19 protein-coding genes and 6 tRNA genes are annotated in these 18,590 nt (G+C 46.8%); 4 read left to right on the top strand and 21 right to left on the bottom strand.

Features of this window, described 5'->3' with window-relative positions:
• From THEBA_RS06300 to rplU, 14 genes are all read right to left on the bottom strand, one after another.
• Window positions 1-609 (bottom strand): DUF4894 domain-containing protein, encoded by a 609-nt coding sequence (locus THEBA_RS06300; RefSeq protein WP_236609220.1) that lies wholly within the window; start codon window positions 607-609, stop codon window positions 1-3.
• Between the two features lie 26 nt (window positions 610-635).
• Entirely contained in the window at window positions 636-2,531 is a 1,896-nt protein-coding gene (gyrB, locus tag THEBA_RS06295; RefSeq protein ID WP_014730915.1) for a DNA topoisomerase (ATP-hydrolyzing) subunit B, read from the bottom strand.
• A 15-nt stretch (window positions 2,532-2,546) separates the two neighbouring features.
• The gene (locus THEBA_RS06290; RefSeq protein ID WP_014730914.1) at window positions 2,547-2,843 is read right to left on the bottom strand and encodes a DUF721 domain-containing protein; all 297 of its coding nucleotides are present in this window, start codon (window positions 2,841-2,843) and stop codon (window positions 2,547-2,549) included.
• A complete protein-coding gene (locus THEBA_RS06285) occupies window positions 2,806-3,690 on the bottom strand; it encodes an aminotransferase class IV (RefSeq protein WP_014730913.1) in 885 nt (294 codons plus the stop codon). Before THEBA_RS06285 ends, THEBA_RS06290 begins: the two co-directional genes overlap by 38 nt.
• Window positions 3,656-4,933: a tRNA (N(6)-L-threonylcarbamoyladenosine(37)-C(2))-methylthiotransferase MtaB gene (gene mtaB / locus THEBA_RS06280; protein ID WP_014730912.1), complete on the bottom strand. Its 1,278-nt coding sequence runs from the start codon at window positions 4,931-4,933 to the stop codon at window positions 3,656-3,658. The genes THEBA_RS06285 and mtaB overlap by 35 nt, the downstream gene beginning before the upstream one ends.
• Entirely contained in the window at window positions 4,930-5,382 is a 453-nt protein-coding gene (locus THEBA_RS06275; protein ID WP_014730911.1) for a CBS domain-containing protein, read from the bottom strand. Before THEBA_RS06275 ends, mtaB begins: the two co-directional genes overlap by 4 nt.
• A 5-nt stretch (window positions 5,383-5,387) precedes the next feature.
• A complete protein-coding gene (locus THEBA_RS06270; RefSeq protein ID WP_014730910.1) occupies window positions 5,388-6,347 on the bottom strand; it encodes a 1-phosphofructokinase family hexose kinase in 960 nt (319 codons plus the stop codon).
• 23 nt (window positions 6,348-6,370) lie between these two features.
• The gene (locus tag THEBA_RS06265) at window positions 6,371-7,087 is read right to left on the bottom strand and encodes an ATP-binding cassette domain-containing protein (RefSeq protein ID WP_006486574.1); all 717 of its coding nucleotides are present in this window, start codon (window positions 7,085-7,087) and stop codon (window positions 6,371-6,373) included.
• A gap of 250 nt (window positions 7,088-7,337) precedes the next feature.
• Complete coding sequence (rpoD, locus tag THEBA_RS06260; RefSeq protein ID WP_201764222.1) at window positions 7,338-8,465, bottom strand: RNA polymerase sigma factor RpoD; 1,128 nt, start codon at window positions 8,463-8,465, stop codon at window positions 7,338-7,340.
• A 124-nt stretch (window positions 8,466-8,589) separates the two neighbouring features.
• Window positions 8,590-10,299, bottom strand: a complete 1,710-nt coding sequence (dnaG, locus tag THEBA_RS06255; protein WP_014730909.1) for a DNA primase — start codon at window positions 10,297-10,299, stop codon at window positions 8,590-8,592.
• 64 nt (window positions 10,300-10,363) lie between these two features.
• The gene (rpsI, locus tag THEBA_RS06250) at window positions 10,364-10,768 is read right to left on the bottom strand and encodes a 30S ribosomal protein S9 (protein WP_014730908.1); all 405 of its coding nucleotides are present in this window, start codon (window positions 10,766-10,768) and stop codon (window positions 10,364-10,366) included.
• Window positions 10,769-10,780: 12 nt separating this feature from the next.
• A complete protein-coding gene (gene rplM / locus THEBA_RS06245; RefSeq protein ID WP_014730907.1) occupies window positions 10,781-11,305 on the bottom strand; it encodes a 50S ribosomal protein L13 in 525 nt (174 codons plus the stop codon).
• Window positions 11,306-11,332: 27 nt separating this feature from the next.
• The gene (rpmA, locus tag THEBA_RS06240; RefSeq protein ID WP_006486567.1) at window positions 11,333-11,578 is read right to left on the bottom strand and encodes a 50S ribosomal protein L27; all 246 of its coding nucleotides are present in this window, start codon (window positions 11,576-11,578) and stop codon (window positions 11,333-11,335) included.
• A 1-nt stretch (window position 11,579) separates the two neighbouring features.
• Window positions 11,580-11,903, bottom strand: coding sequence for a 50S ribosomal protein L21 (rplU, locus tag THEBA_RS06235; RefSeq protein ID WP_006486566.1), 324 nt, complete (start codon window positions 11,901-11,903; stop codon window positions 11,580-11,582).
• A 244-nt stretch (window positions 11,904-12,147) separates the two neighbouring features.
• Here rplU and THEBA_RS06230 point away from each other — a divergent pair.
• Together THEBA_RS06230 and THEBA_RS06225 are read left to right on the top strand one after the other, a co-directional pair.
• Window positions 12,148-12,236: transfer RNA gene (locus tag THEBA_RS06230), tRNA-Ser, on the top strand.
• Between the two features lie 37 nt (window positions 12,237-12,273).
• The gene (locus THEBA_RS06225; protein ID WP_014730906.1) at window positions 12,274-14,274 is read left to right on the top strand and encodes an alpha-amylase family glycosyl hydrolase; all 2,001 of its coding nucleotides are present in this window, start codon (window positions 12,274-12,276) and stop codon (window positions 14,272-14,274) included.
• Between the two features lie 39 nt (window positions 14,275-14,313).
• Here THEBA_RS06225 and THEBA_RS06220 read toward each other — a convergent pair whose 3' ends face one another.
• The 6 genes from THEBA_RS06220 to THEBA_RS06195 all read right to left on the bottom strand — a co-directional run bounded on the left by THEBA_RS06220 (window position 14,314) and on the right by THEBA_RS06195 (window position 15,051).
• Window positions 14,314-14,577, bottom strand: a complete 264-nt coding sequence (locus THEBA_RS06220; protein ID WP_006486564.1) for a stage V sporulation protein S — start codon at window positions 14,575-14,577, stop codon at window positions 14,314-14,316.
• Between the two features lie 52 nt (window positions 14,578-14,629).
• Window positions 14,630-14,705, bottom strand: a tRNA-Arg gene (locus THEBA_RS06215).
• 17 nt (window positions 14,706-14,722) lie between these two features.
• Window positions 14,723-14,798: transfer RNA gene (locus THEBA_RS06210), tRNA-His, on the bottom strand.
• A gap of 13 nt (window positions 14,799-14,811) precedes the next feature.
• Window positions 14,812-14,887: transfer RNA gene (locus THEBA_RS06205), tRNA-Arg, on the bottom strand.
• Window positions 14,888-14,963: transfer RNA gene (locus THEBA_RS06200), tRNA-Gly, on the bottom strand.
• A 12-nt stretch (window positions 14,964-14,975) separates the two neighbouring features.
• Window positions 14,976-15,051 (bottom strand) — tRNA-Pro (locus THEBA_RS06195).
• A gap of 219 nt (window positions 15,052-15,270) precedes the next feature.
• Between THEBA_RS06195 and THEBA_RS06190 the strand changes: the two genes are divergently transcribed.
• Entirely contained in the window at window positions 15,271-16,191 is a 921-nt protein-coding gene (locus THEBA_RS06190; protein ID WP_014730905.1) for an ABC transporter ATP-binding protein, read from the top strand.
• Here the strand turns inward: THEBA_RS06190 and THEBA_RS06185 are convergent.
• A complete protein-coding gene (locus THEBA_RS06185) occupies window positions 16,180-17,418 on the bottom strand; it encodes a Gfo/Idh/MocA family protein (RefSeq protein ID WP_041928103.1) in 1,239 nt (412 codons plus the stop codon). The genes THEBA_RS06190 and THEBA_RS06185 overlap by 12 nt on opposite strands.
• A gap of 118 nt (window positions 17,419-17,536) precedes the next feature.
• Between THEBA_RS06185 and THEBA_RS06180 the strand changes: the two genes are divergently transcribed.
• Window positions 17,537-17,749, top strand: a complete 213-nt coding sequence (locus tag THEBA_RS06180; protein WP_006486560.1) for a transcriptional coactivator p15/PC4 family protein — start codon at window positions 17,537-17,539, stop codon at window positions 17,747-17,749.
• The last annotated feature ends 841 nt before the right edge of the window (window positions 17,750-18,590 follow it).

Raw genomic sequence — 18,590 nt, 5'->3', positions numbered from 1 at the left:
TCACCTCGCTCTCAACAGTTTACCATCACTCAAGAAAATATATTCGCTCCTGTCGGAGGCGTTTTCCAACTGAAGAAGCAGCTCCTTGTTTGTCTCCAAACTCTCCCAATCAAGTACCTTAACTCTGATTCCTCTCCTGAGAAGCAACACGTTGTTCTCGAAATCAAAGTACGATACCAGTGCAAGAACTCTTCTGTCAGCAAGAATGCCCTCTACCGCTCCGGCAAAAATATCTATGTCTCTTTCGCTGGCTACATAAACTCCATCGGTCAGAATGAACTGTATTCCACCCATAATCGGATAGCTTAGAATTTCAGAAAGATGGGCATAGTCTACTATAACAAAATCCTCCGAAACCCAGTAGTATTTGCCCTCGTAACTGACGATATACTTACCAGGTTTCAAATAAACTCTACCGCCTGAAACATCAACACTTCCCGGTGGGTAAATTATATCAGTTTTCCAGGCTCTTCTAAAGGCCAGCGGAAATTCAATGAGAATCTCGTCCTTATTTACAATCCTGGTTAACTGCTCTACGGGTTCAGTGAAAAACGACTCTAGCACGAAGTTCACTATAGACAATATCCACATGGCAAAGAGAATCACCATGCAAATTCCGGCTCTCAGTGAAAGACTCATACGTCAAGATTGGAAATACTCAATGCATGCCGTTGGATAAACGACCTTCTTTCCTCCACCTCGCTACCCATTAGTATTGTGAATACCCGATCTGCTTCCTCCGCATCTTCTATGGTTATCTTCACAAGTTTTCTGTCATTTGGATTCATCGTTGTTTCCCACAGTTGCTCGGGATTCATCTCGCCGAGTCCCTTGAATCTCGAGTAATTCAGTTTTCTGTCTGAATGCTCCTTAAGAAAAGTCGTCAACTCCTCGTCGCTGTAGAAGTAGTGCTTTTGCCTGTTCAACTCGATCTTGTACAGGGGGGCTTGAGCAACGTAGACCTTTCCGTTTGTTATGAGTGGGGTCATGTAACGATAGAAGAGAGTCAAGAGAAGCGTCGTGATATGTGCGCCGTCTACGTCGGCGTCAGTCATGATGATTATCTTCCCGTATCTCAGATTCTTGATCTCGAAATCCTCCCCCATCCCGGTTCCAAGGGCAACAATGATATTACTTATCGTTTCGCTTTTCAACATTCTGTCCAGACCGGCCTTTTCGACGTTCAATATCTTTCCCCGGAGAGGGAGTATGGCTTGCGTCTCCCTCGAACGTGCCATCTTTGCCGAACCACCGGCAGAATCACCTTCAACTATGAAGATCTCTGTCTCGTCAAGGTTCTCGGAGATACAATCGGCTAGTTTGCCTGGCAGGGTCGTGTTTTCGAGCGCGTTCTTTCTGCGGACCATTTCTCTAGCCTTTTTGGCAGCAAGCCTTGCCCTGGAAGCCTCCAGAGCTTTACTGAGGATCGCTTTGAGATCCTTTTGATTGTAATCGAAGTACTCTTCAAGCTTCTCCTTGACTACCTTCATTACTGCTTCGAAAGCCTCGTCATTTCCAAGTTTTGCCTTTGTCTGACCCTCAAACTGAGGTTCCTTGACAAAGACGCTTAGGATTGCTGACAGCCCTTCTCGAAGATCTTCGCCCTGAAGGTTCGGATCCTTGTCTTTGAGTACGTTGTGCTTTCTGCCGACATCATTCATTGTCTTCGTTAGAACCGTCTTGAAGCCAGTCAAGTGGGTTCCGCCCTCTATGGTCTTTATGTTGTTTACGAAAGTAAGAATGTCTTCGTCGTAGGAAGATGTGTACTGCATTGCAAGCTGTATCTTGACATCGTTGTACGTGCCTTCTAAATAGATCGGATCCTTATGGATGGATTTCTTGTTCTTCGTTAGAGCCTTCACGAACTCTACGATTCCGCCTTCGAAATGATAGCTCCTCTTTTCTCCGATTCTTCTGTCTTCGAAGGTGATCTTGATTCCACCGTTGAGGTAAGCAAGTTCCTTGAACCTCGCCTCAAGAATATCGAAGTCGAAGTCAGTAACGGTAAAAACAAGTGGATCGGGCTTGAAACTTGTTACCGTTCCCGTCTCGTTGGTCTCCCCGACGACTTCCACCGGAGCAAGGGCCTTGCCTCGTTCGTATTTCTGCCTGTAAATCTTTCCATCGACCATTACCTCAACGATCATCCACTCGGACAGGGCATTGACAACGGAAGCGCCCACACCGTGAAGACCTCCGCTGATCTTGTAAGAGTCCTTGGAGAACTTGCCTCCCGCGTGAAGCGTTGTCATTACAACTTCGAGAGCACTTGTCCCGGTATCGGGATGGATGTCTATCGGAATTCCACGCCCGTTGTCACTAACAATTACAGAGCCGTCCTCCGTAATTACGATATTGATTCTGTCGCAGAATCCCCCCATAGCTTCGTCGATACTGTTGTCGACGATCTCGTAGACAAGATGGTGAAGCCCCGACTTTCCTGTCGACCCAATGTACATTCCGGGCCGTTTTCTGACGGGATCGAGTCCCTTCAGAATCTTTATGTTTTGTGCGTTGTATAAATCAGACATTTAACACCTCCAGGTCTACCGTCCAATTCTAAATCTGATTCTCTTGATTGCTTCTACTCCCAGTGAAGAGTTCATCCTTTCAAGCAGGATTTTCTCTCGTAGTTTCATCTCATTAAGCCACATACCGTCGTCGACTCGAATTATCAGGGTACCTTCCGAGAAATCGACGATCGACGAGTGATTTGCGATAGGCTCTCCAACAATCTCTCCCCAATCTTTGTTAAGCTCAAAAACCCGTATCTTTCTGAACAGGCTTGAGCTCTTCGCGAGATCGTTAAATATCTGCCCTATAGTTCGATGGTTCCACTTCATCCAATCCGCTCCAGTTACTATCCTCGGTCATTATATATCCTTCGAAATTATCCAGCAGCAGTCTAGTCATACCGTCGGTGAAGTCTTCAATAAGCACTTTATCTTCAAGTCTTCGCACCGGCACGATTCCGACGCTCGTGTGAGTTATGAAGATCTCCTCGGCGCAGAAAAGCTCCCACGCGGGAACCGGCCTCTTCTCCACCGAAATCTCCAGCGATTCGCACAGCCCGATTACGTTGTCTCTGGTAATTCCCGGAAGTACCCCGGATCTTATGTCGGGCGTAACAACAGAACCGTCCTTCACGAGAAAGACGTTTGAAAAGGAGCCTTCACAGACGTTACCCTTTTCATTCAAAATGAGCATATCGTAGTTGTCCCCGAGCGCCTTTCTCGTCCTTACGATCCAGCTCGAACCGGGCATTTTCAGTTGAGGATTGACTATGTCGGCGGAGGGCTTCAAAAAAGGTGAGATTGAGATCTTTACACCCAGTTCGTAGATGTCTTTAGATGGTGAAGGAAGATCACTGAAAATAATCGCTGGTCTACTTCGTGCTCCATCACTCATAAGGGAGATTCGAATTCTGAAATCCTGGGTCTGAAATCCCTTGTTTTTTTCCAGCCCCTCCATGATTATTGAGTTGAGTTCCTTACAGGTAAATGGAACTTCCAGCCCCATCAGTGCCGCCGACTGCTTAAGTCTTTCAAAATGCTTTCTGAATGCAAAAGGCAATCCGTTGTACGTTCGAACTACTTCATAGACCGACTCGCTGTTCATTACGCCCGGACAGAGAACACTTACGAGCGAAGACTGTTCATCGCACCACTGATCGGCAATATAGTTCAGCATCGGAACCCTCCCTTTGACTCTCAATAGAAATTATCGTTGCATTCACAAAGCCTTCGTGCGCCCCTTCAATTGCATGAGGCGCATAGAACTCATCGAATCCGCTGCTTTCTGTATGGCCTGTCTTTTGGATCAAAACACATGCCTTTCTCCCGATTTGTCTCTCGAGATACTTTTTCCTTGATCTCTTTCCAGCCTCGATTAGCTCGTGCGATCTAGCTTTCTTCGTGCCTGAATCTATCTGATCCTTCATCTCCGCTGCTTCCGTTCCCGGTCTCCTCGAAAAACGGAAGACGTGCACCTTCAAGAATTCAACCTGTTCAACGACTTTTAGACTCTCTTTATGGTCTGAGTCATTCTCACCTGGGAATCCAGCTATAAGATCTGTGGTGAATGCGAATCTTGTATCGACCGATCTGGCCCTATCTACTGCTCTTAGGTACTCATCTACAGTGTACTTCCGTCTCATCGCTCTTAGTATTCTATTTGAACCGCTTTGAAGAGAGAGATGCAGGTGTCTCGCCATCCTCCGAGAAGTAGTGATTAAATGAAGGAGCTCACCGTCCACTCTATCCGGGTCCAGGGAACCTAGCCGGATTCTCCATTCTCCTTCGAGCTTATCGAGCTCGATGAGCAGTTTCACCAGCGAGGAATCGAGATCGAAGCCATAGTACCCAATATTGATTCCGGTCAAAACGATCTCTCTGTAACCTCTGGAAACCAATCCTTCAAACTCCCTCTTCACCAGATCTATTGGTTTACTAATAATCTTGCTTCCCCTTGCGAGCCTCACTCTACAATAAGAGCAGCAATTCAGGCAGCCGTCCTCAATCCCTAGGAAGGCCCTCGTTCTTCCTTCAATGCTTGAAGTGACGGTTAGAAATTCACTTGGTGCAACTCCGTCGGGGCGATTAAGCTGACGAGATACATACTTGTGTATTGCCTTTTTTTCTCTGACTCCGATTACTTCATCAGCTCCAAGTTCTCTTAACTCATTAGGAGAAAGCTGTGAGTAGCAACCGGTTATGATGATTTTTGAGTTGGGATTAAGTCCCTTCAACCTCCTGAAAAGCTGCCTGAGTTTTCGTTCTGCTTCGGAGGTTACTGTACACGAATTTACAATGAAGAGATCTGCCTTGTCCTGTGAAAAGCCCACTTCGTAATCGTGCAGCATCTCGGCCATTGCCTGGGATTCGTATTGATTCATTTTGCAGCCAAACGTATAGATTGAAACCTTTTGCTTCATCTATTGATCTTGCCTTGAGTCGCTACGTGTATAAGATAAATCCTGTTTACTATCCCCACTAGCTTTCCTTCATCGTCTACGACGGGCATGATTTTAAGCCCGTTCTTGATCAGAAGGTCGGCTGCGTATATAACCGTATCGTCGGGCTTTATAAGAACAGGAGGTTTGACCATGTGTTGAGAAACGTGATCATCCTTTATCTTGCCAAGCCGGATAACGAACTGGTGAGTATCGGGAATGAACGATGCCGATTGAAGAAGGCTGAAGTAACTTGGGAGAGCGCTTTTGATAACGTCGCTCTCGCTCAAGAATCCCACAACCTTGAACTCCTCATCTACCACCGGTAATCCTGATTTATTCTGTCTCAAGCAGAATACAATGAAATCCTCGATCGTCTCATCTTCGAAGATTGCCGATACGTCTCTTATCATAGCTTCTTTTACTTTCATAGAGATCACTCCAGCTTTCGGATATCGAAGGAATCAAGATGTCGCTCGATATCCTCAAGTGAGATAAGTTCCTTACCTATATATTCGGCTTCCGCAACGGCGGCAGCCATTCCCCTCTTCGCCGCCAGAAAGCAATCGTTCTCGTTTTCTATCATGGAATGTACCACTCCTGCCATGAAGGCATCTCCGGTTCCCAAAAGGTGAGACCTGTCTATGTGGCCCTTGGTTTTGAACAACCATATTCCGTCTCTCGTGGCTATGACGTCGCCTTCAATAGCATAAGAAAGTATCGCCAATCGGGAACCGCTTTCAATAATCTTCTTCGCGGTCCTGACGTAATCTTCGAGTTCTACCATGGTCTCGCCGAATAACAGTTTCCTGCTTCTCAAATCAGGTCTGGCAACGGTGATAACTCCAGCCTCCACAGCTATTTCGAATGCCGGTCCGATTCCTTCTGCAAAGGAAATCTTACCCGAGTCAGCGACTTTCTTGCACAGAGTCTTACAGATGTCGTTGTCTACGCCTCTCGGAATGCTGCCCGAGACGACTACATGCTTCGCCCTTGAAAGAGCGACCTCGAATCTTCGAATGAACATCCTCAAATCATCAGACTTGATCAAAGGTCCGGATGAGTTAATCTCTGTTATAGTCTCGCCAAGCGGATCGACGATTGCTATGTTTTCCCTGGTCTCTTCTTCTACATGGACAAAGGCGGTTGTGATCAGATCACTGATCAAACGCAGTCTCTCTTCAACGACTTTTCCTATGTATCCACCCAGAAATCCCATGGCAACGTTCCGGACTCCTAGACCGGAGAGAATAACCGATACGTTTATGCCCTTACCGCCTGGGTCCATTACCGAGTAGCTGGGATTCTTCACCCTGTGGAACTCGTTAATCTTGAAATTTTCAACAATGATCTCCCTGTCCAGTGCAGGGTTAAGCGTAACGGTAAGAACGTCCACGGTTCACCTCCGATGGGGAGAAATTATCGGTTGTTCAAAACGAAAACTTCGGGACTTCCGACATATGAAATTTTACCATTTTTAAGAACAATCAACAAATCGGAAATGTCTAGAAGCCTCAAAACAAACCTTGAAGAGATTATCATTGTCACACCGTTCCTTGTATCCAAAAGAACGTTTTTCACTTCAGTACAGGCGTCGTCATCTAGGTGGTCTAAAATGTTGTCGAGAATGATTATCTCCGGGTGTCGTATGAGGGTGGAGAATACTAGTAGCGAGAGTCTCTTGAAAAGAGGTATTGTCTTTAGAGAGGTTTCCGCCTTCAGTGAAAGCAAGTCCAGGAGATCGAGTTCATGAAAGAGGTCCAATTCGCTTTCCGCGAAGTCTTCGAACTCAAATCGCTTGCCTTTCAAAAACCTGAAGAATTCTATTAGAGTAAAATTAGACATTGCCTCGAGAAAGGTCGTGTCGACGTAAGCAACTCTCTTCCTCACGCTCTTTCTTTCGAGGGAGTCTATATCCTCGCCGAACAGCTTGATCGATCCTGTATAGCTAACTCTGTCAAACAGTTCTTCATTCAAGTGAATGAAACTTCTGAGAAGCGCCGATTTACCAGCCCCTCTTGCTCCTTGCAAGAGTGCGATGCTCCCCTTTGGCACATCAAAGGTGATGCCGTCGAGCATCTTCCTTCCCTCGACGAGTAGAGTAAAACCTTTCAATGAAAGAGCAGTCTCAATCACGAGACTGCTCCTCTTTGCCGTTCTTATCGTTCAAGCGACTAAACATTTCCGTGCTGGCGAGTAAATCGCCATTCTTAGCCTTTTTCAATAATTCAATTTGGGAAAGAATCCTGGGACTTGTTTCAACCGGTCTTGCTTTCTTTTTCTCAACCAAGTTTTCACGTCCCTTCGCTGGTGTACTTTATTATAAACATAGACTCTTTGCTCTGAAATGATGCAATAATTAACAGCCTGTAATTAAATGGCTAAATCAGTCGCGCTTGGACGTGTTCAGCATACCCAGGAGAGCCTTGAGCTGCTTGCTTCTGGAAGGATGTCTGAGCTTTCTTAGTGCCTTTACTTCGATCTGACGGATTCTCTCTCTAGTTACGTTAAAAAATTGACCGACTTCTTCTAGAGTCTTTGTCTTTCCGTCTAGAAGTCCATACCTCATCTTGAGCACCATCGCCTCTCTCGGCGAAAGAGTATCGAGAATCTGATCGATCTGCTCTCTAAGAAGCATCTTCATCGCGGCTTCCTCTGGCTGTTCCATGGAGTCATCGTGGATAAAGTCGCCCATAGTCGATTCTTCGTCGCCACTTATCGGCGATTCGAGAGAGACGGTTTCTTTCGAGGCGGCGAGGATCTCCTCTATCTTTTCCGGTGTCTTGCCGGTTAGGTTTCCAAGTTCCTCTATCGTTGGATACTCACCATGGTCCTGCAAGTGTTCACGTATTACTTTGTTTAGCTTGTTTATCGTTTCAACCATATGGACAGGAACTCTTATAGTTCTTGCCTGGTCTGCAATAGCTCTGGTTATAGCCTGTCTTATCCACCATGTGGCGTAAGTGCTGAACTTGTATCCCTTTTTCCAGTCGAATTTCTCTACAGCCTTAATAAGCCCGATGTTTCCCTCTTGAATGAGATCAAGGAAGGTCAAACCGCGTCCGATATACCTCTTTGCGATGGAAACTACCAGTCTCAAGTTTGCAGTGATCAGCTCTTCCTTAGCCTTCGGCTCTCCCTTTTGTGCCCGACGGGCGAGCTCCCTTTCCCTGCTTGGCGTGAGAAGAGAGATCTTGCCAATTTCCTTCAGATACATCTTTATTGGGTCCTTTAATGATATGTTGTCATACATCTCAGGCGTAGTTTCAAGTATCGAAACAAGCTCCTCGCTGCTTTCGCTTTCTATGTCATCGTCATCTTCAACTGGCTCCTTTTCGACGATATTGATCTTGTTCTTTTCAAATTCCTCGTATATCGATTCAACAAGACTAGAGTCAAAGCCTTCGTAATCCGGCGGAAAAGCGCTGTCTATATCTTCGTATGTAACAAATCCCTTCTTCTTTCCCTGTCTAAGCAGTTTCTTGATTCGTTTGTCTATCTCTTCCTTAGTCATTAGAGCACTATTATCGCCTGTTTCATCTGAATCGGCTTCGTCATCCGCTATTTTCTCGGCAAGAGATTTGATGTTATCCGCAATAACCTTGGCCCCTGACTTTGTTTTCTTCTGTTTTTCCAAACTAATCGCCACCCTTCATCTTTCTCTCGAGCATTCTTCTTAGCTCGATCCTCCTGATCAGCAAAGCCTTTCTTGCCCCCTCATCCTTGACCTTTGGAAGTCTTCGGTCAATCTCTGCCATCTCCTCTTCCACAAGTCTCTTGTTGGCATACAATCCGGTTGACTGGAGAACACGTTGTGCGGTATCAAAATCAATGCAAGTAGATGCCAGTTCGATCAGTTCTCTGCCTATACTTTCTTCCACCAGATCGAGTAACTCCTCAAGTTCCAGACCCTTTTTCATTCCTTTAAGGAGTTCCTTCAGGTCTCTGCTTTCATTCATCAACTCTATCTGTTTGACAACCGTCGCCCGCAGCTTCGGATGCTGCAAATATATCCTTATGTGATCCTTGAGTTTCAGAGCTAAACCGCTTTTCATTTCCCCGCCGGAGCTCTTCGACATTCCACCGCGAAGTGCGGATTCAAGCTCTCGCTCCGAATAACCTGTCTTCTGTGCAAGCGCTGCAATCGTCGACTGAACGGCAGCAAGGTTTCCAGTGCTTCTGAATGAGATCACATATGGTTTGAGATGCTCTATCAGGTGCTTTCGGCCCAAAGGAATCGACAGATCGAGTTTTCTCGAAAAGAACTCGACTCTGAAGGCAGGGCCCGGAATCGCAAGCGCGAGGGTCTCCTTTATCGCCTTTGGACCTTCTGCAACGAACAGATCTGCCGGATCTTTCTGATCTCTCGAAAAAACAACGGCCGTTCCAAAGTCCAGCTTCTCTGCAATGTCTATGGACCTAAGTGATGCTGTCTGACCAGCCTCGTCGGAATCTAGAAAGAACAAGAGGTTACGCGTATAATTTCCGAGAATTCTAAGATGCCTTTCCGTCAGTGCAGTACCGAGTAGGCCCACCGAGTTCGTTATTCCTGCCTCGAACAGAGAAATGACATCAAAGTACCCTTCTGCGATCACCGCGTAGTTCAACTGCTTAATGGCCGCCCTGGCACGTGAAAGATTGAATAAGAGTCTATTTTTCTGGAAGTATTTCGACTCGGATGAGTTGATGTATTTCGGTCCCTTTTCGGCATCCATGATTCTACCGCCGAATCCAACAACTTTACCCGATTCATTGTCAATCGGAATCATAAGCCTGCCAGCAAATCTATCGCTATAGGTCGCCCCTCTCCTCACCAGAATCCCCAGTTGAAGAAGAGTCTTTTCATCGGTTCTAAGTTTCGACGGCAGTGACTGTGGAAAAGTTCTTTCATCCGGTGAATAACCGAGCTGAAATTCGTCTATCGTGTTCTGGGAGATCTTTCGCTTTTCCAGAAGATAGGCCAGTGTCTCGGGCCTCTTCTCTTTTAGTTCTCTATTGTAAATACCCGCAAGCCGAGACATGATCGTTGTGAATTTATCGTACTCGGACTCGGCCGTATCGACCTGAATGGGAATGCCTGCATAATCGGCAAGTCTCTTAACTGCCTCTGCGAACGACAGATTCTCGATCTTCTGATAGAAAGAAATCACATCACCTTTTTCACCGCAGCCAAAGCAATGAAAGAAGCCCCTTTGAGGGTGGACATAAAATGAAGGGTCGTTGTCGTTGTGAAACGGGCATAGTCCCCTGTAAGAGCTTCCGGCCTTCTGCAGGTTCACATAGCGCCCTATGAAATCGACGATGTTTATGGACTTTTTTATCTCGTCGAGTTCCTCTTTGGTGAACACTGAATCACCACCGGCAAAAAAAGGCCCATACGCTCTATGTACGGGCCGTATTTTTCGAAACGTGTTAACGCTTGGAGAATTGAGGTGCTCTTCTTGCTTTCTTGAGGCCGTATTTCTTTCTCTCGACTTCTCTTGGGTCTCTCGTCAAGAGACTGTTCTGTCGTAGAAGCTTCTTGAGATCAGGATTGAACTTAACAAGCGCTCTGGCGATTCCTAGACTTATCGCACCAGCCTGGCCCCCAAGTCCACCGCCGTTTACTCTTATGAGCATGTCGAATCTACCTATCGTGTTTGTGACAACGGCGGGTTTCAGTGCGCTCCTGACCCATGCGTCATTTGAAAGGTATTCCTTAAGATCCTTGTATTCTTTTCCATTTATTAAGAGCTTACCGGTTCCAGGTCTCAGGTGAACTCTCGCAACAGAGGTCTTCCTTCTGCCTGTTCCGTAATAATCAACAAAGTCAGCCATGCCTCAACCTCCTCATTTAACCAGTTCGATAAGTTCGGGCTTCTGAGCGGCGTGTTCATGCTCGGGACCTGCATATACCTTGAGTTTCTTAAGCATCTTTTCACCAAGAGCCTTCTTGGGGAGCATTCTCTTCACTGCAAGTCTTACAACCCTATCCGGGAACTTCTCCATCATCTGTCTTGCCGTTCTTTCCTTTATGCCTCCCGGATAACCCGAGTATCTGTAGTACTTCTTTTGGTCGAGTTTCTTGCCGGTAAGCTTAACCTTGTCGGCATTAACTACTATGACGAAGTCACCGGTATCAAGATGGGGAGTATAATATGGCTTGTTCTTTCCCATCAGAACCATTGCGATCTGTCCAGCAAGTCTTCCCAGCGGGACATCAGTCGCATCGACGACGTACCATTTCTTCTCTATCTTGTTGCCATTATGATCAACCAGATAACCGAGTGTCTTCTCGATTTCTCCCTTTCTTTTCGTCTGCACCTTGGAGTGGGTTACTGCCCATCTGCACAAAGGTGTCTTCTGAATCTTCATAGATGCAATCCTCCTTAACCGAACAGCCTACTCGCTGTAGACACTAACGTACTTGCGGTTGTTCTTCTCTTCAAAGTGAACCTTGCCATCAATAAGAGCAAAGAGGGTATGGTCTCTGCCGAGTCCTACGTTCTTACCGGCGTGAATCTTTGTTCCTCTCTGTCTAACAATAATGGAACCCGCCTTCACGGCTGAAGATTCGCCTCTTTTAATCCCAAGATACTTGGGATTACTCTCTCTCCCGTTTGACCTTCCCGCGCTTTTTCGGGCCATCTCATTTCACCCCCGTCTCGATCTTCTCAATAGAGACTTCTGTGAACCACTGTCTGTGACCGTTTACTCTGTCGAAGTTCTTTCGGGGGCCAAACTTGACCACAAGCACTTTTTTGTCTCTACCGTGAGAAACAACCTTGCCTACAACTTTTGCGCCGTTCACATAAGGTTTGCCTACCGTTGCTTCTTCTCCGTTGTGGACGAGAATCACTCTGTCGAAGACTATCTCGTCTCCGCTTTCCTTTCCATTCTGCCTTTCGGTGAAGAGAGTCATGCCTTCCTCGACTCTATACTGTCTTCCCGAGGCCTCAATGATGGCATACACTAATAGCCACCTCCTCATGCAATAGAAATGTGCTGAAACGAGGTACCTTTCGGATTTTAGACCTGCTTCATGCACGAAAAACCACTCGCGATCAAAATTCTATCATAATTGGCAGTGACAGAACAGTGTAAGAGTAACGTTTATATTACGAACGAGAAAGAGTTTTGAATAGATGAGATCTCTCTGACTCCCAAGATACCATATTGACAGCCCTATTGCCCGTGATATAATCAGTTACGAAAACGGAGGCGTATCCTAATTGGCTAAGGAGCCGGTCTCGAAAATCGGTGGGGTTGACGCCCCTTGTGGGTTCGAGTCCCACCGCCTCCGCCAGCGGGCCGTTGCGCCCTTATTTTTTGGAGGTGGTATCGTGATCCTCAAGGAGATCCTAGAGCTTCTGAAGAGTAAGAAGGGTAAAATGGATTACTCCATTCCAAAGGAGTGGTTACCTGACGGGTACTCAGGTACCTTGAAGCTTAGAGATCGATACATATTTGTGGACCCATACGAATTCGGCTCAAGCATAATTGAAAGCATAGTCGCTAAAGCCGAACCGGGAATCGATTATTCGAAGTCGCTGGGCAGGATTAGAAACGAGAGCGACAATCTTTGGATCAAATCCGCAATCGTCTACGGATCATTCGTCAGGTCGACCGCAGCCTACTCGCATCAAGACCCGGAATTCTTCTCAGATCTTCATTCGCAAGAATACTCGGAATCAGGGACCTTCCTTAAGATGATCTATATGCTTCCATATCTATCGAAGATGGGCTTCGACACTCTTTACTTCCTCCCTGTTACCAGTTACAGCGACAAGTTCAAGAAGGGAGAACTAGGCTCACCTTACTCCGTGAAGGATTTCTTCTCAATCGATGAACGCTACCACGATTTCTTGCTTGAGGATATGGACGTCGAACGCGAATTCAAGGCATTTGTCGAAGCGGCCCATATTATGGGAATGAGGATCGTTCTAGACTTCATCCCGAGAACTTCCGCTAGAGACTCTGCCTTGATACTCAAACATCCCGAGTGGTTCTACTGGATAGACGCATCTCATCTTAAGGACTACAGGCCGCCCAAGATTGAGGGTCTCGGCTTCGACCAGGCCAGGGTTGAGACGTTGCCTGTCATCTACTCGAATGAGAACGTGAAGAAGCATCTGGCGATGTTCAGGTACTCGCCGGAGAAACTGAATCCGGAAAAGTGGAGAAACTTCGTCGCCCACCACGAAGGCAGCGACAACTTCCTTGATGAGCTCGTTTCGGAGTTCGGCGTAATAACACCTCCGGGTTTTTCCGACTGGATAAACGACAACCAGCCCACCTGGGACGATGTTACCTTCCTGAGGCTGTACAAAGATCATCCCGAGGAATCACGGAAATTTCTTTCAGAGGACCAGCCTCCCTATGTTCTCTTTGATGTAGTAAAATCATCCTTCTTTCCTGGGAAAGAGCCCATGACGGATCTCTGGGAAACCATTGAGAATATTATGCCCTTTTACAACAGTAAATTTGGCGTCGATGGCGCAAGGCTCGACATGGGTCACGCCCTCCCCAGAGAGTTAGAGCTTAGAATAATTCGTAAGGCTAAGGAGAACGATGCTTCGTTTTCAATTATTGCCGAAGAACTTGTGATGGGGAATGACGAGAAGGCGAGACAGTCTGGCTACGACTGTATTTTGGGGAATACATGGTGGATGGAACCGAGAATAACTGAGGGAAAATTCAAAGAACTTGTATACGAGATTCTTCCCAGACTACGCGTGCCGACGCTGGCCTGTGTTGAAACTCCAGACACTCCCAGGGCAGTCGCGAGACCGAACGGGAAGAAGTTTTCGCGCTTTGCGACCGTTCTGAACTACTTCTTGCCAAACGGAATAACTTACGTCAATTCCGGCCAGGAGATATTCGAGATACAACCGATGAATCTAGGCCTGGATAACGACGAGGACGGCAGATATGTCCTTCCGCCTAACGATCCATTCTACGGCAAGCTGGCTTTCTTCGATCCGTATGTTCTCCACTGGAACGCGGATGACGACATGGTCGATCTGATTTCCCTTCTATCTTCATTGAGAAGAGATAATCTTGAGCTCATCAACCCCCATGATTTGAAACTTCTCTGGGAGGAAGACATCGAATCTGCAGGACTCTTCTACTGGAATGGGTCGAAGGGATTGCTGGTTGTTGCTAATGGTGACTTCCAAAGCATGAAGGATTTTCACATAAACCTGGGTTATTTTACCTGGAAGAGCGAACACAAAGTTGCGTGGAAGCTCAAGGGTTTCGATGGTCACTCGGAATGGAAGGTGGGAGGCGACTTTCATCTCTCGTTAGGTCCCGGAGAGGTGGCAGTGGCAGAAATCAAATAAAAAAACGGGCCCCGATGGGGCCCTTCTTATATCTAGGAATTACTTCTTTGGCTGTACATAGAACCTAACTGCCGTTCTTACTTCTCCGTCGATGTCAACATCCGAAAAGGTTGGAACACATACGAGATCCATACCGCTTGGAGCAACGTAACCTCTGGCAATTGCTATGGCCTTTACTGCCTGATTGACCGCTCCGGCTCCAATAGCCTGAATCTCTGCTACGCCCTTCTCTCTGAGTACTCCGGCAAGTGCACCAGCAACTGCGTTTGGTTTTGAGTGGGTTGCTACCTTTAGTACTTCCATGACTGCTACCTCCTCTTGAGATCTGTCATGCTACTGGGAGAGAGATTTAGGATGGTGCGCCCGGCAGGATTTGAACCCGCAACCATCGGAGCCGAAATCCGATGCTCTATCCGTTGAGCCACGGGCGCATGGAAAAAGAGAAAAATGGGGTGGCTGGCGGGGTTCGAACCCGCGGCCGCCTGATCCACAGTCAGGCGCTCTTCCAACTGAGCTACAACCACCATAGAAATTGCGTGGCGCGCCCGGCAGGACTCGAACCTGCAACCACCGGATTAGAAGTCCAGTGCTCTATCCATTGAGCCACGGGCGCTGGAGCGGCCGACGGGAGTCGAACCCGCAACATTCGCCTTGGAAGGGCGATACTCTACCAATTGAGCTACAGCCGCACTAATGACCCTTGGTCGGGAAGACAGGATTTGAACCTGCGACCTCCTGTGCCCAAGACAGGCGCGCTTCCAACTGCGCTACTCCCCGCTCACGAATCTAAATATATCAGATTTTGAGGGTGTCGTCAATAGTACAGAGCCCAAGTTAAAGACGAACGGGGATGAGCACCTTCATAATTCTCTCCCAGTAACTTGTCAAAGATCTAGGCTAAAAATTAGACTGTGTCTTGATCGTGAGGTTCAACATATCACAACATCATGAGCCATATACAGGAAATGTAGTAGAATATTCTTGAGGTGGTTCTAATTGAATGGAATCGTTACATCGAATCTCGTGAAAAGATACGGTACATTTGAGGCTTTGAAGAGCGTTTCACTTTCGATAGAAGAAGGCGATCTATACTGCCTTCTGGGGCCGAACGGTGCCGGCAAGTCAACCCTTATAAGAATTCTTACTGGCTTGATGAAACCGACGTCAGGTGAAGTGAATGTTGCCGGACTTGATATGAAGCGAGATCTGAAGAAGATTAGAGAGAAAGTCGGTCTTGTGTCGGAGCGAGTAATTCTCTATGATCGTCTTACTCCGGTCGAGAATCTTCTCTTCTTTGCTTCGATGTTGAGGATTGAGAGAAGGGTTGCACTGAAAAAAATAGAATCTCTTCTCGACAAGGTAGACATGATCGAGTGGAAAGACAAACCGATAAGGGTTTTTTCGACAGGAATGAAGCAAAGAGTCAACTTTGTAAGGGCCTTGTTGCACGAGCCATCGATTCTCTTCATGGATGAACCGACACTCGGACTGGATCCCCATTCGACCAGGACTATAAGAAACATGGTCAGAGAACTCAATGAATCGGGAAGAACGGTCGTGCTGACCACCCATATCATGAGTGAAGCTGAAAATATCGCGAAATCAGTAGGAATAATGAATAAAGGCAAACTCATAACGACCGGAAAACTGGAGGACATCCGTGCTTCTTTGAATAGAGACCGCCTAATCATCACTGTGAAGGGCAGGCCAGAGGTTCCAATCGAATCGATAGACGGCTATATGAGTGCGAGCCGGCTAGATGGAGTTGTGAAAATAGACTTTCGGCCAGGAATATCTATGGAAAGCGTACTTCCCAGGATACTCCAGATGAAGCTAAAAGTGATTGATGTTGATCACATCAAGCCTTCTCTTGAAGATGTATTCGTCGAGCTTACCGGAGAGAAATCACAGAGCTAGAAAACTCCATGGATCGATCTTCAAACCACCTTCAAGTCTTGACTTTTCTGCAGCCCAGCACATGAGGTGACTCTGAATCGAGTCTTTGAACGAAGTTGACAGTCCCCCCGTTTCGCCTTTAAGGTATCTTACGAAATCTCTAGTAATCTCCATGTCTCCGCCGCCGTGCCTTGATCCGTCATGTGATATCTCATAAGTCCTGGTCTTTCCTGAGAAGAGTCTCACCTCGACTCTGTCGCTATCGAAGTCTCCGCTGATCTCTCCGTTGCTTCCGCTGATGAAGATCTTTCTTGTCTTTGAACTTGTGAAGGCATTCATGGAGAAAGATGCTTCCACACCGTTTTCAAACGAGACTAGAACGTTCTGGTAGTCGGCAACGTTGTTATCGCTTCTGAACACGCATTTGCCGTAATTACCCGTACGGAGAACATCCCTTCTCTTCTCGAATGACATATCATTTCCAATCGTATTCACTGGCCAGTAGGTATTATCTGAAAGATACTGTGTGACGGCCGAATACGGGCAGGTTTCTTTTAGAGGACAGTCCAGGCACCTCTCAGTAGAACTCTCGGGTGCGTTCTCTCTACGGAAGTACTTGAGGCCACCGTGGGAAACGACTGAAAGTGCTCTAGAGGAAAGCAACCAGGTGAGGATGTCCATATCGTGACAGCTCTTTGAAAGGATAGAAGGACCTGCAAGCTCCGATCTTCTCCAGTTTCCCCTCACGTAAGAATGGGCGAAGTGATAGTATCCGACCTGTTCGGTGTACTCAACTGCAATTAGCTTTCCGATAGCTTCAGATTCAAGAAGCGACTTGATCATTTTGAAGAAGCCGGAGTATCTCAAAACGTGGGCAAGAAAAAGCCTCGATGTGTTTGCGCCGGAGCTTATCAAATGCCTGATGCCGTTCAAATCGGCAGAGACCGGTTTCTCGAGTAGAACTGCGTAGCCACTTCTGAGAGCTTCGATTGCGGGCTCGACATGCACCGTCTCAGGTGAGGCGACGATAACACCATCTGCAAACTTGGGTCGTGAAAGGAGCGACTTCCAGTCAGCCACAGCATTTTGAGAAATTATAGAGTGATCCTTTGCAAATCTCTCTCTTCTAAACTCGTCGGGCTCAGCCACAGCAACCACGCGAGCACCGTCCAATGAAAGGACAGCCTCACCATATGCGAAATACCCTCTATTTCCGGCGCCTATCATAATTAGATCTATCAAGAGCATCGACCACCTTCATCTTCACTGAACCGATTCTATCACTCAATTCTTATGGAGAAAGATAGTCAAAGTTCCCTCGATGTGATATAAAAGGAAAGATCAAAAATGAAAGGACGTGACGAGTTTGACAGACATAAAAAGAAACGACACAGAGATCGTAAGAGTCTCGAAGAGAGAATACAAAGGCCATGAATTCATTGATTTGAGGATTTACTATCAGGACGATGAAGGAGACTACAAACCTACTAAGAAAGGAATCACAATCAACCCAAAACTCGTCGATGAACTTATCGACGCACTCAAAAAAGAAAAAGACTCTGCCCCAGAAAAAGAATAACTCTCATGCCGTCGCCGGTCACGTAACCCGTGACTGGCTTTCATGAAACAACTTTGATCCTTCACAAGAACTGGAAGTCGCCTATAAGAGCTTGATTAATAGTATTTATTAATCTCTGCTGTTGGCTCTTAGGAAGAAACAAAAAGGAGAATCATAGACCAAACGGAATCTCGAATCTAAGAAACGCTGATCGCTGGGAAGAGCCGTCCTTTGTTGCCCGTCCAAGATCATGGACCCGTCCTTCGATAGGAACGAAACCCAGATCCCGAAACAAGTTCGGGATGACAGCATGGGAGACTTCTGAGAAGACGAGACGGGGATGACATCGTTTGCTGATTCTGAAAGCGTAATAATTTGTCATCTCAGCATCTCGACAATCTTAAGAATCGCCTTACACTTAAAATCAAAGACCCGCTTGTCGCTGGGAAGAGCCGTCCTTCGTTGCCCGTCCAAGATCATGGACCCGTCCTTCGATAGGAACGAAACCCAGATCCCGAACTAAATTCGGGATGACAAAGTGAGGGACTTTCGAGAAGACTAGACGGCATGAAAGCGTTGTTGATTCTGAAAGCGTAATAATTCGTCATGCTGAACTCGTTTCAGCATCTCGACAATCTTAAGAATCGCCTTACACTTAAAATCAAGGGCCCGCTCGTCGCTGAGAAAAGCCGTCCTTCGTTGCCCGTCCAAGATCATGGACCCGTCCTTCGATAGGAACGAAACCCAGATCCCGAAACAAGTTCGGGATGACAGGGTATGGTTATTTTGATAACGCCGCATCCCGTCTGAACTTGTTTCAGCATCATGCTTTTGGTTCCTGATCTTGGCCAAGAACGAAGAA

The sequence above is a fragment of the Mesotoga prima MesG1.Ag.4.2 genome, from assembly GCF_000147715.2.
Lineage (GTDB): Bacteria > Thermotogota > Thermotogae > Petrotogales > Kosmotogaceae > Mesotoga > Mesotoga prima.
This window is presented reverse-complemented; position numbering and strand designations above follow the sequence as displayed.

Bases quoted from the DNA above. Each gene is read 5' to 3' on its own strand.
- THEBA_RS06300 (WP_236609220.1), bottom strand. From the start codon at position 609: ATGGTGATTCTCTTTGCCATGTGGATATTGTCTATAGTGAACTTCGTG.
- gyrB (WP_014730915.1), bottom strand. From the start codon at position 2,531: ATGTCTGATTTATACAACGCACAAAACATAAAGATTCTGAAGGGACTC.
- THEBA_RS06290 (WP_014730914.1), bottom strand. From the start codon at position 2,843: ATGAAGTGGAACCATCGAACTATAGGGCAGATATTTAACGATCTCGCG.
- THEBA_RS06285 (WP_014730913.1), bottom strand. From the start codon at position 3,690: ATGCTGAACTATATTGCCGATCAGTGGTGCGATGAACAGTCTTCGCTC.
- mtaB (WP_014730912.1), bottom strand. From the start codon at position 4,933: ATGAAGCAAAAGGTTTCAATCTATACGTTTGGCTGCAAAATGAATCAA.
- THEBA_RS06275 (WP_014730911.1), bottom strand. From the start codon at position 5,382: ATGAAAGTAAAAGAAGCTATGATAAGAGACGTATCGGCAATCTTCGAA.
- rpoD (WP_201764222.1), bottom strand. From the start codon at position 8,465: ATGACTAAGGAAGAGATAGACAAACGAATCAAGAAACTGCTTAGACAG.
- rpsI (WP_014730908.1), bottom strand. From the start codon at position 10,768: ATGGCTGACTTTGTTGATTATTACGGAACAGGCAGAAGGAAGACCTCT.
- rplM (WP_014730907.1), bottom strand. From the start codon at position 11,305: ATGAAGATTCAGAAGACACCTTTGTGCAGATGGGCAGTAACCCACTCC.
- rpmA (WP_006486567.1), bottom strand. From the start codon at position 11,578: ATGGCCCGAAAAAGCGCGGGAAGGTCAAACGGGAGAGAGAGTAATCCC.
- THEBA_RS06220 (WP_006486564.1), bottom strand. From the start codon at position 14,577: ATGGAAGTACTAAAGGTAGCAACCCACTCAAAACCAAACGCAGTTGCT.
- THEBA_RS06185 (WP_041928103.1), bottom strand. From the start codon at position 17,418: ATGCTCTTGATAGATCTAATTATGATAGGCGCCGGAAATAGAGGGTAT.